We start from the raw sequence: 14,715 nt of genomic DNA, 5'->3' as shown, positions 1-14,715 counted from the left end.
GGCCGATCGTCGCACTGCCCCTGACCGAATCCGGGCATGCGGTACCGGTAGGACACGGGACGTGGCGTAGTCCACAGAGGACCATGGCGGGTAATGGCCGCCACGGTGGCGAACGGGCACGACAATACTTACTGGTTGTCGTGCAGTCGTACGCGGGGCGAAACCTCCGCACGGCGATCCCGCACGGAAATCCGCTGGGCGGCCTCGTGGGCGACCGGGCGGTCGAAGAGGCAATACCGATGGGCGAGGGGTACGCATGACTGACACCGGCCAGGTTCCGGGCGAGGGTCTCCCGGACAGCACGGGCGTGGTGGATCAGCCCGGCTTCCCCGCCCCGGTTCCCGTACCCGCCCCCGGCGGCTACGCCTTCCAGGACCTCGTGGACGACCCGGCCGGGCCGGAGGACGAGGAACTGCTGCTGATGCCCAGCAGCCAGGGCGCGTGGAGCGACCCCCAGGTCGTCCCGCCCGTACCCGCCTTCCCCGAGCCCGCCCCGTACGCGGACGCGCCCTACGCCGAATATCCGGCGGTCGGCGAGTACCAGCAGCAGGCGGCTCCGGTCTCCTACGAGACCGCGGGCTATGCGCCCCAGTCCTTCCCGGAGCAGTCCTTCTCCGAACCCTTCCCGCCGCAGCCGTCCTTCCCCGACCCGGCCTCCTACAGCGCGGGCGCGCACGAGGCCGGAGGCCGGGATTCCGGCGCGCTGGACCTCGGCGGCCTGGTGGCCCCGCAGGCCCAGGCCCCGGCTGCCCCCGCCGCCCCGGCCCCGGTGCGGCGGCCGCTGCACATGGGCCCGCCCGTGCCCGATGCCGGCGGCGGAGTCGTACGCTCCCTCGCGGACCGCGGCCCTGCCGCGCCCCCCGCGCCCGCTCCGGCCCCCGCGCAGGCGCCGGCCGAGGTGCCGGCCGCCCAGCCCGCCGCCGAGCACTTCGGCTCCGTGCCGCCCGCTGCGGTGCACCGGTCCGAGCCGCCGGCCGCGGAGCCCGAGTACCTGGACCTCTCGCGGGCCGAGATCCCCGTACAGGCGGGCACACCGTGGACGGAGCAGGCTCCCGAGGCGGTGGCGGCTCCCGAGCCCGCCGCCCCGGCCGAGCCGGAGGCGCAACCCGAGGCCGAACCCGTCCGACCCGAGGTCCAGCCCGTCGCGTTCACGGAGCCCGAGACCCAGGCCGAGGCACAGCCCGAGACCCAGGCCGAGGCCCAGCCCGTCGCGCTCACGGCGCCGGACCCCGAGGCCGGGCCCGACGCCTCCGCCGAGCCCGAGCCGATCGCCCTCGCGGAACACGAGACCCAGCCCGCCGCCCCGGCCGTCGCCGAGCCCGAGCCGGTCCTCGTGGCCGTCGCGGAGCCGGAGGCCGGCGTGGAGCCGGTCGCGGTGGCCGTCGCCGAGCCGGCCGTGGCGGAGCCCGTTGCCGAGCCCGTCGCCGCCGGGGCTCCCGAGGCCGTCGTCGTACCGGCCCCCGAGCCCCAGCCGGTCGCGGAGCCGCAACCGCAGCCCGCGGAAGCGGTGGTCCAGGCCGCCGGGACCGCGCCGGAGCCGGCTGCCGAGCCCGTGGCCGCCGCACCGCTGGACGCCGGGACGGCCTCCGACGACGCGACCGCACCCCAGGCCCGGCCCGAGCCCGCGGCCGCCCCCGCGCCGGAGGCCGAGCCGGAAGGCGCGTCCGAGCCGGAGACCGGGCCCGCGGCCGGCGAGCCCGCCCCCGCGTACGCCGACGCCGAGCGCGAGGCCGTCCTGCGCGTCATGCGCGAGCGCCGCGACATCCGCAAGGGCTTCCGCAGCGACCCGATCCCGCACGAGGTGCTGCTGCGCGTCCTGGAGGCGGCCCACACCGCGCCGAGCGTCGGCCACTCCCAGCCGTGGGACTTCGTCGTCATCAAGTCCGCCGAGACCCGCCGGACGATGCACGAGCTCGCCGAGCACCAGCGCGAGGCCTACGCGAAGTCGCTGCCCAAGGGCCGGGCCAAGCAGTTCAAGGAACTCAAGATCGAGGCCATCCTCGACACCCCGGTGAACATCGTCGTCACCGCCGACCCCACCCGCGGCGGCCGCCACACCCTCGGCCGGCACACCCAGCCGCAGATGGCCCCGTACTCCTCGGCCCTCGCCGTCGAGAACCTCTGGCTCGCCGCGCGCGCCGAGGGCCTCGGCGTCGGCTGGGTCAGCTTCTTCGACGAGCGCGAGATGGTCCGCGCGCTCGGCCTGCCGGAGCACCTGGAGGTCGTCGCGTACCTGTGCGTCGGCTACGTGGACGAGTTCCCCGAGGAGCCCGAGCTGGCCCAGGCCGGCTGGTCCCAGCGCCGCCCCCTCTCCTGGGTCGTGCACGAGGAGACGTACGGGCGCCGCGCGCTGCCCGGCGAGGAGCCGCACGACCTGCTCTCGGAGACCGTCGCCGGCATCCGCCCGCTCGACGCGAAGGCGCTCGGCGAGGCGTGGGAGCGGCAGAAGCGCATGACCAAGCCGGCGGGCGCGCTCGGCATGCTGGAGATCATCTCGGCGCAGCTGGCCGGCCTCTCCCGGGTCTGTCCTCCGCCGATCCCGGAGCCGGCCGCGGTCGCGATCTTCGCGGGCGACCACGGGGTGCACGCCCAGGGCGTCACTCCGTGGCCCCAGGAGGTCACCATGCAGATGGTCGCCAACTTCCTGGGCGGCGGCGCGGTCTGCAACGCGTTCGCCAACCAGGTGGGCGCCGAGGTCTGCGTGATCGACGTCGGCGTCGCCGGGGACCTCCCGGCCACGCCGGGCCTGCTCCCGCGCAAGGTCCGCCCGGGCACGGCCGACCTCTCCGTCGGCCCGGCGATGACCCGCGAGGAAGCGATCGCGGCCATCGAGGTCGGCATCGAGACGGCCCGCGACCTGGTGGCGGCGGGCAACAAGGCGCTGCTCACCGGCGAGATGGGCATCGCGAACACCACCGTCTCGGCGGCCCTGATCTCGGTCTTCACCGGCGTCGACCCCGCGGAGGTCACCGGCCGCGGCACGGGCATCAACGACGAGACCCACGCCCGCAAGGTCGAGGTCGTCCGCCGTGCCCTCGAACTCCACCAGCCGGACCCGGCGGACCCGGTCGGCGTGCTGGCGGCCATCGGCGGCCTGGAGCACGCGGCCATCGTCGGCCTCCTCCTCGGCGGAGCCTCCCTGCGTACGCCGGTCATCCTGGACGGCGTGAGCGCGGGCGCGGCCGCCCTGGTGGCCCGTGCCATCGCACCCGAGTCCCTCTCGGCGTGCATCGCGGGCCACCGCAGCGCCGAACCGGGCCACGTGGCGGCCCTGAACAAGCTCGGTCTGCGCCCCCTGGTGGACCTCGACCTCCGCCTCGGCGAGGGTACGGGCGCCCTGCTGGCCCTGCCCCTGGTCCAGAGCGCGGCCCGCGCGATGCACGAGGTCGCCACCTTCGACTCGGCGGGCGTGACCGAGAAGTAGCCCTGAGGAGCCCCGGGGCCGCCTCCCCGGGGCTCTGCCCAGGGCCGGCGCCCGGCACGCGGGCGGGGCCGGACTCCGCCCCGTGTCCGCCGGCGCGGCCGGACCGCCCGCGGGGCGGTGTCAGCCCGCCGGCGACCGGGGCGCGGGTCCGGGCCGGCCGCCCGCGGCGAAGCCGCCGTCCGGCGCCGTGAGCAGGGGCGGGGCGGGCAGAGCGCCCGCGGGGACCGCCCCGCGCCCCCGACCCCGGCGGGCCGTATCGTGGACCCGCACGCGAAACCGCACGTCAGCACGGCACACCTCATACGCACACCGCCGCTCCAATGCCGCAGCGGCAAGACAGAACGACGACCGCCGCATCAGGAGCCGCACCGCCATGGCCGAACACCCCGCGTACCCCGTCGGTCTCCGACTCGCCGGCCGCCGAGTCGTCGTCGTCGGCGGCGGCCAGGTCGCCCAGCGCCGCCTGCCCGCGCTCATCGCGGCCGGCGCCGACATCGTCTTGATCTCGCCCTCCGCGACCCCCTCCGTGGACGCCATGGCGGAGACCGGCGAGATCCGCTGGGAGCGCCGCCGCTACCAGGACGGCGACCTCACCGACGCCTGGTACGCGCTCATCGCAACCCGCGACAAGGCCGCCAACGACGCCGCGTCCGCCGAGGCGGAACGCGCCCGCGTCTGGTGCGTCCGTGCCGACGACGCCGAGGCCGCCAGCGCCTGGACTCCGGCCACCGGCCGCGTCGAGGGCGTGACCGTCGCCGTCCTGAGCGGCAACGACCCCCGCCGCTCCGCCGCCGTCCGCGACGCGGTCGTCGAAGGCCTGCGCGACGGCACCCTCACGGCTGCCCGTCCCCGCACCCCCGGCGTCTCCCTCGTCGGCGGCGGCCCCGGCGACCCGGACCTCATCACGGTCCGCGGGCGCCGCCTCCTCGCCGAGGCCGACGTCGTCATCGCGGACCGCCTCGGACCCCGCGACCTCCTCGACGAGCTCCCGCCGCACGTCGAGGTCATCGACGCCGCGAAGATCCCGTACGGCCGCTTCATGGCCCAGGAGGCCATCAACAACGCCCTCATCGAGCACGCCAAGGCCGGCAAGGCCGTGGTCCGGCTCAAGGGCGGGGACCCGTACGTCTTCGGGCGCGGCATGGAGGAGCTCCAGGCCCTCGCCGAGGCCGGCATCCCCTGCACCGTCGTCCCCGGCATCTCCAGCTCCATCTCGGTGCCGGGCGCGGCCGGCATCCCGGTCACGCACCGGGGCGTGGCGCACGAGTTCACCGTGGTCAGCGGCCACGTCGGCCCCGACGACCCGCGCTCGCTGGTGGACTGGGCCTCCCTCGCCAAGCTCACGGGCACGCTGGTCATCCTCATGGGTGTCGACAAGATCGGCCTGATCGCCGAGGCGCTGGTCCGGCACGGCCGCCCCGCCGACACCGCGGTCGCCGTCATCCAGGAGGGCACCACCGCCTCGCAGCGCCGCGTCGACGCCACCTTGGCCACGGTCGGCGAGACCGTCCTGGCCCAGGAGGTGCGGCCCCCGGCCGTCATCGTCATCGGCGACGTGGTGAAGGTGAACCGGCCCGTCGCCCGGTAGGGCGCGACGGCAGTGGGCCGTGAGGCCGGCAGGACAACCCCCGCAAACGGAGCCGTTGGCACCGAACCCAGGACAAGGCAGTATCACCCTGTGGCTGATCTCATCACCGTCGAGGACCCCGACGACCCGCGCCTGCGCGATTACACGGGCCTGACCGACGTCGAACTCCGGCGCAGGCGCGAGCCCGCGGAAGGTCTCTTCATCGCCGAAGGCGAGAAGGTGATCAGACGCGCCAAGGACGCCGGGTACGAGATGCGCTCGATGCTGCTCTCCGCCAAGTGGGTCGACGTCATGCGCGACGTCATCGACGAGCTCCCGGCCCCGGTCTACGCCGTCAGCCCCGAGCTCGCCGAGCGCGTCACCGGCTACCACGTGCACCGCGGCGCCCTCGCCTCGATGCAGCGCAAGCCGCTGCCCACGGCCGAGGACCTCCTCGCCACCACCCGGCGCGTGGTCGTCATGGAAGCGGTGAACGACCACACCAACATCGGCGCCATCTTCCGCAGCGCGGCCGCCCTCGGCATGGACGCGGTGCTGCTCTCGCCGGACTGCGCGGACCCGCTCTACCGGCGCTCCGTCAAGGTCTCCATGGGCGCGGTGTTCTCCGTCCCCTACGCCCGCCTGGAAGCCTGGCCCAAGAGCCTGGACTCGGTCCGCGAGGCCGGCTTCAAGCTGCTCGCCCTCACCCCGCACCAGAAGGCCTCGCCGATCGACGTGGCCGTCCCGCAGACGCTGGAGCGGGTCGCGCTGATGCTGGGCGCGGAGGGGGACGGCCTGTCCACGCAGGCGCTGGTCGCCGCCGACGAGTGGGTGCGGATCCCCATGGCGCACGGCGTGGACTCGCTGAACGTGGGCGCGGCCGCGGCCGTCGCCTTTTACGCGGTGGCCGGCGGCCGCCCGTAAGGAGCCGTCGCCGGTTCCGGCTACAGCTTCTGGGCCGCCGCGATGCCCAGCGCCACGATCAGCGTCACCAGCACGAAGACGATCAGGCGCTGGCGCATCAGCCTCGGGTCCGGCCGCGACGGCCGCCGTCCCGCCCCGGTCGTACGGGGCGCGGGGCGCCCGCCCGTGCGCCCCGCGGTCGAGCCGGGGCCCCGGGAGCCGGTGCCCCGCGCCGACGAGGGCCGCGAATGCGGTCCGCCCTGCGATCCCTGCCCCTGAGCGTGCCCCTGCCCCTGAGCGTGCCCCTGCCCCTGCGCCGCGCCGGGTCCCTGGGCCCTGGGCACGGGGGTGCCGCCGGTACGACGCTCCGTGAGCTCCTCGCCGTACCCCTCGGCGAGCCGCCCCGTGGGCCGCTCCGTCCGCGCCCGCTGCGCCGGTGGCCGGCTCTCGCCGAGCCCGTGCGCCTCGCGGGCCGCGATCTCCTTGAGCCGCATCGACAGCTGGAGCGTGCTCGGCCGCTCCTCGGGGTCCTTGGCCAGGCAGGCCCGTACGAGGGGCGCCAGCGCGTCCGGGACGCCCTGCAGGTGCGGCTCCTCGTGCACCACGCGGTACAGCATGACCTCGGAACTGCCGTGCCCGAAGGGCGAGTCGGCGGTGGCCGCGTAGGCGAGGGTGGCGCCGAGCGAGAAGACGTCCGTGGCGGGGGTGACGGCCGCGCCGCGCACCTGCTCGGGTGCCAGGAAACCGGGGGAGCCGACGGCGGTTCCCACGTGGGTGAGGGTGCTCGCGCCCGTCGCCCAGGCGATGCCGAAGTCGATGATGCGCGGGCCCTTGGGCGACAGCAGGATGTTCGAGGGCTTGAGGTCGCGGTGGACGACCCCGGCCTCGTGCACCGCGACCAGGCCCTCGGAGAGCGCCGCGCCGATGGCGGCGATCTGCGCGGCCGTCAGCGGGCCCTCCTCGGCGACCTTGTCGTGCAGGGAGGGGCCGGGCACGTACTGCGTGGCGAACCAGGGGCGCTCCGCGTCCAGGTCCGCGGCGACCAGGCGGGCGGTGCACCCGCCGCGGATCCGCCGGGCGGCGGACACCTCGCGTGCGAAGCGCGAGCGGAACTCCTGGTCCTCGGCGAGATCGGGCCGGATCACCTTGAGCGCGACGCGCTGGCCGCGCCGGTCGGAGCCCAGGTAGACGACGCCCATGCCGCCGGCGCCGAGGCGCCGGTGCAGCCTGAACGAGCCGACGACACGCGGGTCCTCGCGCCGGAGCCGCATCATCGCCATGTCCACCCCGCTGACCGGTCGTCCTGTTGACGTGGCACAGCTTACGGACCATCCGGCATGCGCGCTCAGAGGCCGCGCCCTCGCCGGGGGATTCGATTGTCAGTACGGGGCGGTCCACTTGAGGGATCCTCAGGCCACCGCTCGGACGCATGTGCGGGAAGAGGTGCTCGGGCCAAAGGCGGTCGGGCGCAGGGGAATTGGGGCGCGAGGAGAGGTGTCCGGGGGGAATAGCCCCGGACGCGGTCCGGCCCATGCCGGTTGATCTTGGGACTGCCTGGTCGTCGACCGTACGTGTGCGGACGGTGACGGAAGTGAGCGAAGTCACCACGCTCCGGTCATCCCCTCCGGGATGACCCTCAGGCCGGGGGGCCGGTCTCCACCCAGGGGAGTACGCGCGAGGTGGCCTCGTCATCCTCGCGGAGGCCCGTCAATGGGTACGAGGGCATGAGGCCAGGGGCCGTTCCCGCGCCTAGTGTTGAGGACAAGCGGCGGGTGGAGCACTCGTCCCCCGAGGTCACAAGCCCGCCGCTGCCAAACGACAGGGAGAGGACCATGGCGGACATCGCACGGCAGGGACGCAAGGCATTCGCGTTCAACGGCCATGAGTCCGGCCACCGCCATCCGTTGGTGGCGGCGGCGATGGTGCTCCCCCTGGCCGCCCTCCTGCTCTTCCTCTTCGGAGGCTTCGACCAGGTGGTGGCACAAGCGTCGTCCGTAAGCGTGATGCTGGGGCGCTGAGCGGCGCCCCGGGTCCAGGAGAGCGGCCTGGGCCGGGGCTTCACCGGCCGCACCCCGTGGGGACGGGGGCGCGGCCGACGGACGGCAGGTGAAGGGTGCTGCCCGTACGACTGGGGAGTCGGACGGGCAGCACCCTTTTTCATGCCCGCGCTCCATCCTGCGCTCCCGGTGTTCCGTACTCTCGTCCCGAGGAGCACCCGCCCGGGGTGCGAGGACGCGGGGGAGTGGTCATGACGCGGTCGGGCCCCGAGTGCGGCGCCTGGCGTCACGCGCGGAAGGACCACCCGATGGATGTGATCACCGTCGGGTCGGCCGGTTTCCCGTGGCCGCACGGCCGCTTCGCGCCGGAACCCGGCTTCGAGCAGGTCCGGCCCTGGTCCGGACGGGTCCGGACGCTGAGGGCCGGGAAGGTCGACGGCGAACCTCGCGGAGAGCCTTTCGGCGCCGTGTGCGCGCCGGTCGCCGACGAGCCGCCCCTCCTCACGCCCGCCGGTGCGCCGGCGCGGCGGTTCCCCCCGCACACCGACGGCGCCGGGGCGTGGTTCCGCTGGAGCGGCTGAGCGGCGCCGCGCTCGCGGCGTACGCGGGCGCCACGCGGTACGAGCTCCTCGCCGACCGGGACGACGGCACGGTCGTCCGCTGCGGGGACACCGTGGCCAAGGCGCACGCGAGGGACAGCGACCCCGGTGCCCTGGCGGTGCGCATCCGGGTGGCCGGAGACGCCGCGCTGGCCGGGATCCTGCTGCCTCCGCTGCGGACCGGGCTCGGCCGGGTCGGGGGCCGGGCCGTCTCCCTGTGGCCCTACGGCGCTCCGGTCGCCCCGGACCGCCCAGAGGAAGCGCCCTGGGAGGAGGCGGCCGAGCTGCTGGCGGGCCTCCACCGGACCCCGCTCCACCGCCTCCCCGCCCCGCTCCCGCCGATGCGCGGCCCCGCCAAGCTCGCCCGCGCCCTGCGCCGCCTCGCAGCGGCCCACCCGCCCACGGCCCCCGCTCCCGCGCCCGCCCGGCGGGGCGCGGCGGACGCCGAAGTCGACGCCGAAGTCGACGCCGACGCCCCCGCGCTGGCCCGGCGCGTACGGTCCGCCGCGGCGACGCTGCCCGGATGGGCCCGGGGGGAAGGGGAACAGCCGCCCGGCGGGGTGCTGTGCCACGGGGACCTGCACCTGGGCCAGCTGGTCCGGGGCCCGGCGGGGCGGTGGCGGCTGATCGACGTCGACGACCTCGGACTCGGCGCACCCTCCTGGGACCTCGCCCGGCCCGCGGCCTGGTACGCCGCCGGGCTGCTCGACACGCGGACCTGGCTGCGCTTCCTCGACGCCTACCGCGCCGCCGGCGGACCCGCCGCGGGTCCGCCCGGCGCCGACCCCTGGCCGGAACTCGACGTCGCCGCCCGCGCGCTCACCGTCCAGACGGCCGCGCTCGCCCTGGCCAAGGCGGCCCGTGAGGAGCGCCGACTGGACGGCGGGGAGCGGTTGATGGTGGAAGCCTGTGCCCGAATTGCCGCCCTCCCGCCCGACTTGGAGCCGTCGGCTCCGTCGTAGGGTGAGCCCCACGCCACCGGGTAGGCATCCGGTGTCGACGCAGACGGCGAGGAGTTGATCCGGTCATGCAGTGTCCGAAGTGTCACGCGATGATGCACACCTACAACCGCAACGGTGTCCAGATAGAGCAGTGCAGCGGTTGCCGCGGCATCTTCCTCGACTACGGCGAGCTGGAGGCGCTGACCCGCCTGGAGTCCCAGTACACCGCCCAGTACGGACAGGTCCCGCCGCCCGCCGCGCCGCCGGCCCCGGCGCCCTACCCGGCCCAGCACGCCGCCCCCGCGCCCGCCTGGGGCGCCCCGCAGCACGGCGGCTACGGCCACGGCCACGGCCACCGCAAGGGCGGCTTCGGCCGGATGCTCTTCTCCTCCTGAGGCCGGGCGGTGGGGGCCCGGCACCGGCCGGGCCCCGGCTCCCCGACACCGAAGGCCGCGCGGTCCGCCACGCACACCGGTAACGCGAAAGCCCCGGCCGTCGAGACGGCCGGGGCTTTCATGCGAGTGCGCGATACTGGGATTGAACCAGTGACCTCTTCCGTGTCAGGGAAGCGCTCTCCCGCTGAGCTAATCGCGCGGGACCACAAGCGCGGTGCGAACACCGCAGGTGGCAAGGGGCAAGCATACTGCGTGCGCGATACTGGGATTGAACCAGTGACCTCTTCCGTGTCAGGGAAGCGCTCTCCCGCTGAGCTAATCGCGCGGGGATCCTTGCGGACCAGTGGACGATACTGGGATTGAACCAGTGACCTCTTCCGTGTCAGGGAAGCGCTCTCCCGCTGAGCTAATCGTCCTTGGAGGTGGAGACGGGATTTGAACCCGTGTAGACGGCTTTGCAGGCCGTTGCCTCGCCTCTCGGCCACTCCACCATGGAGCAAGAGCAGGGGTCCTCGGGAAGATGATCCCCCACCACAGAGCGGACGACGAGACTCGAACTCGCGACATCCACCTTGGCAAGGTGGTGCTCTACCAACTGAGCTACGTCCGCAGGTCACCGTGTTCGCTCCGGGGGTTTCCCCCTTCGCTCCCTGGCGACGTGTTGAACTCTAGCGGATTCCCGGGCCAGCTCAAAAACGCGTTTCCGCAGCGTGCTGCCGCTCGATCACCGCCGGTCACCCCGCCGACTCCTCACCGGCGCCCGCGCGTCACCGGCCATAGACTCGCAGCCGTGCACGACCTGCCTCCCCTGGCCCGCTTCGGCGGCCTTCTCGCGACCGACCTCCGAGATGTCACCAGTGATGCCGCCGCCCTCGACTCCACCGGGTTCTGGACGGTGACCGCCGACTTCGAGGGTCGGCTCGTCTGCGCGCGCTTCGGGGACATACGCCCCGACCCGGTGCCCGCGCCCGTCCCCGGTGCCTGGCGCGGCCCCGACGCCGACCAGTGGACCTCCTCGCTCGACCGCGCCGCGTACGTCGCGGGGGTGCGCCGCGTCCGCGAGCACATCGAGGCGGGCGAGGTCTACCAGGCCAACCTCTGCCGCGTGATGTCCGCGCCGCTTCCCGATCCGGCGGGGGCCGATGTCGACGCCCTGACGTCGCTCCTCGCGCGCGGCAATCCGGCCCCGTATGCAGGAACGATTCGGCTCCCGGCCCACGGCGTAGAGATCGCCACCGCTTCCCCCGAGCTCTACCTGCGCCGCAGGGGCCGGCGCGTCGAGTCCGGCCCCATCAAGGGCACCGGCCGCACCGCCGCCGACCTGCTGCCCAAGGACCACGCCGAGAACGTGATGATCGTGGACCTCGTGCGCAACGACCTCGGCCGGGTCTGCGCCACCGGATCCGTCACCGTCCCCGCGCTGTGCGCGCTCGAAGAGCACCCCGGCCTCGTCCACCTCGTCTCCACCGTCGCCGGCGACCTGGCCGACGGCGCCGGCTGGCCCGAGCTGTTCGCCGCCACCTTCCCGCCCGGATCCGTCACCGGCGCCCCGAAATCCTCCGCCCTGCGCATCATCGAGGCCCTGGAGACCGCTCCGCGCGGCCCCTACTGCGGGGGCATCGGCTGGGTCGACGCCGACCAGGGCACCGCCGAGCTCGCCGTCGGCATCCGGACCTTCTGGATCGACCGCGAGACCCCCGGCGGCCCCCGGCTGCTCTTCGGTACCGGAGCCGGGATCACCTGGGGCTCCGACCCCGACCGCGAGTGGGCGGAGACCGAACTGAAGGCCGCCCGCCTCCTGCGGGTAGCGTCAGGAGCCGTCGAAGCGAACGCGAACGAGGCGGGCGCGAACGAGAGCGGGAGGACCGTACGGTGAGGATCTGGCTCGACGGAGAACTTCGGGACGCCGACGACGCGAGGGTGTCCGTGTTCGATCACGGTCTCACCGTCGGCGACGGAGTCTTCGAGACGCTCAAGGCGGAGCGCGGCACGACCTTCGCGCTCACCCGCCACCTGGAGCGGCTGACCCGCTCCGCCCGCGGGCTCGGCCTGCCCGACCCGGACCTGGACGAGGTCCGCCGCGCCTGCGCGGCCGTACTGGAGGCCAACCCGCTCCCGCTCGGCCGGCTGCGCGTCACCTACACCGGAGGGGTCTCCCCGCTGGGCTCCGACCGCGGGGACGCCGCACCGACGTTGATCGTCGCCCTCGCGGAGTCCGGCCGGCGCCCCGACACCACCGCCGTCGTCACCGTCCCGTGGGTGCGCAACGAACGCTCGGCCGTGGCCGGCCTGAAGACCACCTCGTACGCCGAGAACGTCGTCGCGCTCGCCGCCGCCCACCGGGCCGGCGCCTCCGAGGCCCTGTTCGCCAACACCGTCGGGCGGCTCTGCGAGGGCACGGGCTCCAATGTGTTCGTGGTCCTCGACGGACAGCTGCACACCCCGCCCGTCGCCTCCGGCTGCCTCGGCGGGATCACCCGCGCCCTCGTCACCGAGTGGGCCGGGGCCAAGGAGACCGACCTGCCCTTCGAAGCGCTGGAGCGCGCGGAGGAGGTCTTCCTGACCTCCTCGCTGCGGGACGTCCAGGCCGTCGTACGGATCGACGGGCGCGAGCTGGGCACCGCCCCCGGCCCCGTCACCGCCGAGGCCATGCGGATCTTCGACGCCCGCTCCGCCGAGGACGGCGACCCCCGGTCCTGATCCGGGACGAGGCGGAGCGGAAACCGCTGTCATTCGGGCCGCGGGGCGGGTAGAACTCGATTGATGACCACCACCCTGCGGCCGAGCGGGCCGCTTCAGCAGACCGCCGGAGGGGCGCGCTCGCGCCCGTACGAGATCCGGGTCAACAGCAGGCGCGTCGGCGCGCTGCTGTTGGCCTGCGACACGCCCTTCGGGCCGACGGTCGCGGAGATCCGCGACCTCCTGGTCGACGAGCCGGACCGTCGGCGCGGCCGCGCCACGGTCGCCGCGCTCGCGGCCGAGGAGATCCTGCGCGGCTGGGGCTGCCGGCGGGTGCGCGTCTCGGTCCCGGCCGGCTCGGCGGGCGGCCTGCGCATGGCCGAATCCCTCGGCTACGCCGAATACAGCCGCAACATGGCCAAGGAGCTCCCCGTCGAGCCGCCCGCCCTGCGAGAGGGCGTCACCGGCCGCCCGATGACGGAAGCAGAGTTCGCGAGCTGGCTCGCCCGCGCGCGAGAGGACTACGCACGGAGCTGGATCAGCCGCGGCATGCCGGCGGAGGCCGCGCACGCGAAGTCGCGGACCGACCACGAGTCCCTGCTGCCCCTGGGCCTGGCCACCGAGGGCGTCCGCTTCGCCGTCCTGGAGGCGGCCGGCGCGCCCGTCGGCACCGTGTGGGTCGCGACCAAGGGCCAGGAGTCGTACGTCTTCGACGTGGCGGTCGCCGAGGAGCACCGGGGCCGCGGCTACGGCCGGGACCTGATGCTCCTCGCGGAGCACACGGCCCGCGCCGCCGGCCACCGGGTGCTCGGGCTGCACGTCTTCACCGACAACACCCCGGCCCTGCGGCTCTACGAGTCCCTCGGCTACCTGCCGACGAACCTCAACTACGCCAAGGACCTGATCTAGTGTTGTGACCGGGGAGGTCCACCTGGTCGCGGCACTAGTCCCGTGACCGGGGAGGTCCACCCGGTGCCGGCCGCTACCGGCCTTCCGCGGCCAGCAGGCGGTCGGCGATCTCCTCGATGCGCTCGCGCAGGCCCTCCTGGCTCTTGCCGCCGTCGAGGCGCTGTCCGTCGATCACGTACGTCGGGGTGCCGCTCACGCCGATCGCCTTGCCCTCGGCCTGGTCGGCGTCAACGATCAGGATGTGCCGGCCGTCGATCAGGGCGGTGTCGAACTCCTCGGCGTCCAGGCCGAGTTCGCGCGCCACCTCGACGAGTACGGACTCACCGTCCTTGCCGAGCTCCGCGGTGCGGTCGAGCACGGCCTCCACGTAAGGCCAGCCCTGCCCCTGCTCGGCGGCCTCCTCGGCGGCCTGCGCGGCGGCGAAGGCGTGCTTGTGCTTCTCCAGCGGGAAGTGGCGCAGCCGGATGTCGAGCCGGTCGCCGTAGCGGGCCCGCAGGGCGCGTACGTCGGCCAGTGCGCTGTGGCAGTCCGGGCACTGGAGTTCGCACCAGACGTCGAGGATCACGGAATCGGTCATACGGACAGTCTCCCAGTCCGTGCCGGCGCGCACGGACCGGGACCTGGGGAGGAGCCGCGACCCGGAGATGTCCCGGAGATCCGCCCGGGACGGCCTGGGACCGTGGCCGGGGCGGCGGTCGCCGGTGCAGGATGGATAGGGACAGAACGCCCGGCCCGCAGGCCGGGCCCGCCGAACGCACCGCCCCTGGAGGCCCCGCATGCTCGCCGAGACCATTTGCTCCGCGGTGTCCGCGGCGGGCCTGGGCATCGCCGCACTGACCGCCTACCGCAGGCGCTTCCTCACCGCCACGCGGATCGCGGCGTACGCGCTGGTGCCCGTCGGCCTGGTGATGACGGGCCTCGTGCAGTGGGTGTCCGGGATCGTCTTCAAGCCGACCGTCTGGGCCGGCTTCGCCCTGCTGGGGCTCGCCTGGCTGCTCTTCATGATCACCCGCGCGATAGAGCGGCGCGGGCTCGGAGCGAAGGAGGCACCCGCCAAGGAGCCGAAGGCAGCGAAGGGGCGCCCGGCCCGGGAGGCCGTCGCCCCGGCCGCTTCCGCGCCCTCCCTGGGCGGCAGTGCCCGCCCGAAGCCGGCCGAGGCCGCCGCTCCCGGCGAGGACTTCTCCGACATCGAGGCGATCCTGAAGAAGCACGGCATATGACATCGGCCCGGTCCGCGGGCGGATTCGGGCCGGGAACCACCTGATCTGACGGGATCCGGGTACCTCGTGCGGGCGGTTTGG

At 74.5% G+C, this 14,715-nt stretch carries 13 protein-coding genes and 5 tRNA genes; 11 read left to right on the top strand and 7 right to left on the bottom strand.

Features of this window, described 5'->3' with window-relative positions; all coding sequences use genetic code 11:
• Positions 1-256 precede the first annotated feature (256 nt).
• From cobT to ACFWBY_RS29005, 3 genes are all read left to right on the top strand, one after another.
• On the top strand, positions 257-3,424 hold the full coding sequence (gene cobT, locus ACFWBY_RS29015) for a nicotinate-nucleotide--dimethylbenzimidazole phosphoribosyltransferase (RefSeq protein ID WP_385342728.1): 3,168 nt from the start codon (positions 257-259) through the stop codon (positions 3,422-3,424).
• Between the two features lie 373 nt (positions 3,425-3,797).
• Positions 3,798-5,012 carry a uroporphyrinogen-III C-methyltransferase gene (cobA, locus tag ACFWBY_RS29010; RefSeq protein ID WP_385342730.1) on the top strand — a complete coding sequence of 405 codons (1,215 nt, stop codon included), beginning with the start codon at positions 3,798-3,800 and terminating at the stop codon, positions 5,010-5,012.
• Between the two features lie 90 nt (positions 5,013-5,102).
• Positions 5,103-5,915, top strand: coding sequence for a TrmH family RNA methyltransferase (locus tag ACFWBY_RS29005; protein WP_385342732.1), 813 nt, complete (start codon positions 5,103-5,105; stop codon positions 5,913-5,915).
• A 20-nt stretch (positions 5,916-5,935) separates the two neighbouring features.
• On the opposite strand, the gene ACFWBY_RS29000 is transcribed toward ACFWBY_RS29005, so the two are convergent.
• Entirely contained in the window at positions 5,936-7,174 is a 1,239-nt protein-coding gene (locus ACFWBY_RS29000) for a serine/threonine-protein kinase (protein ID WP_385342734.1), read from the bottom strand.
• Between the two features lie 552 nt (positions 7,175-7,726).
• Here ACFWBY_RS29000 and ACFWBY_RS28995 point away from each other — a divergent pair.
• The 4 genes from ACFWBY_RS28995 (at position 7,727) to ACFWBY_RS28980 (ending at position 9,826) form a co-directional block, all read left to right on the top strand.
• A complete protein-coding gene (locus tag ACFWBY_RS28995; protein ID WP_112448041.1) occupies positions 7,727-7,912 on the top strand; it encodes a hypothetical protein in 186 nt (61 codons plus the stop codon).
• Between the two features lie 287 nt (positions 7,913-8,199).
• Complete coding sequence (locus ACFWBY_RS28990; protein ID WP_385342736.1) at positions 8,200-8,472, top strand: hypothetical protein; 273 nt, start codon at positions 8,200-8,202, stop codon at positions 8,470-8,472.
• A complete protein-coding gene (locus ACFWBY_RS28985; protein ID WP_385342758.1) occupies positions 8,460-9,452 on the top strand; it encodes a phosphotransferase family protein in 993 nt (330 codons plus the stop codon). Before ACFWBY_RS28990 ends, ACFWBY_RS28985 begins: the two co-directional genes overlap by 13 nt.
• Before the next feature lie 65 nt (positions 9,453-9,517).
• Positions 9,518-9,826: a zf-TFIIB domain-containing protein gene (locus ACFWBY_RS28980; RefSeq protein WP_385342738.1), complete on the top strand. Its 309-nt coding sequence runs from the start codon at positions 9,518-9,520 to the stop codon at positions 9,824-9,826.
• A gap of 127 nt (positions 9,827-9,953) precedes the next feature.
• Here ACFWBY_RS28980 and ACFWBY_RS28975 read toward each other — a convergent pair.
• The 5 genes from ACFWBY_RS28975 to ACFWBY_RS28955 form a co-directional block, all read right to left on the bottom strand.
• Positions 9,954-10,025: transfer RNA gene (locus ACFWBY_RS28975), tRNA-Val, on the bottom strand.
• A 54-nt stretch (positions 10,026-10,079) separates the two neighbouring features.
• A tRNA-Val gene (locus ACFWBY_RS28970) sits at positions 10,080-10,151 on the bottom strand.
• Positions 10,152-10,170: 19 nt separating this feature from the next.
• Positions 10,171-10,242, bottom strand: a tRNA-Val gene (locus tag ACFWBY_RS28965).
• Position 10,243: 1 nt separating this feature from the next.
• Positions 10,244-10,317: transfer RNA gene (locus ACFWBY_RS28960), tRNA-Cys, on the bottom strand.
• Positions 10,318-10,363: 46 nt separating this feature from the next.
• Positions 10,364-10,436, bottom strand: a tRNA-Gly gene (locus ACFWBY_RS28955).
• A 180-nt stretch (positions 10,437-10,616) separates the two neighbouring features.
• On the opposite strand from ACFWBY_RS28955, the gene ACFWBY_RS28950 reads away from it, so the two are divergent.
• The 3 genes from ACFWBY_RS28950 (at position 10,617) to ACFWBY_RS28940 (ending at position 13,414) form a co-directional block, all read left to right on the top strand.
• Entirely contained in the window at positions 10,617-11,702 is a 1,086-nt protein-coding gene (locus tag ACFWBY_RS28950) for a chorismate-binding protein (RefSeq protein WP_385342740.1), read from the top strand.
• Positions 11,699-12,526 carry an aminotransferase class IV gene (locus ACFWBY_RS28945; protein WP_385342742.1) on the top strand — a complete coding sequence of 276 codons (828 nt, stop codon included), beginning with the start codon at positions 11,699-11,701 and terminating at the stop codon, positions 12,524-12,526. Before ACFWBY_RS28950 ends, ACFWBY_RS28945 begins: the two co-directional genes overlap by 4 nt.
• 63 nt (positions 12,527-12,589) lie before the next feature.
• Entirely contained in the window at positions 12,590-13,414 is an 825-nt protein-coding gene (locus ACFWBY_RS28940) for a GNAT family N-acetyltransferase (protein WP_385342744.1), read from the top strand.
• A gap of 73 nt (positions 13,415-13,487) precedes the next feature.
• On the opposite strand, the gene ACFWBY_RS28935 is transcribed toward ACFWBY_RS28940, so the two are convergent.
• Positions 13,488-13,991 (bottom strand): DsbA family protein, encoded by a 504-nt coding sequence (locus ACFWBY_RS28935; RefSeq protein WP_385342746.1) that lies wholly within the window; start codon positions 13,989-13,991, stop codon positions 13,488-13,490.
• Positions 13,992-14,190: 199 nt separating this feature from the next.
• Between ACFWBY_RS28935 and ACFWBY_RS28930 the strand changes: the two genes are divergently transcribed.
• Entirely contained in the window at positions 14,191-14,634 is a 444-nt protein-coding gene (locus tag ACFWBY_RS28930; protein ID WP_385342747.1) for a hypothetical protein, read from the top strand.
• Positions 14,635-14,715: the final 81 nt, after the last annotated feature.

This window comes from Streptomyces sp. NPDC060049 (assembly GCF_042736715.1).
Taxonomy (GTDB): Bacteria; Actinomycetota; Actinomycetes; order Streptomycetales; family Streptomycetaceae; genus Streptomyces.
The sequence above is the reverse complement of the archived record's forward strand: the minus strand, read 5'-3'. Positions and strand labels throughout refer to the sequence as shown.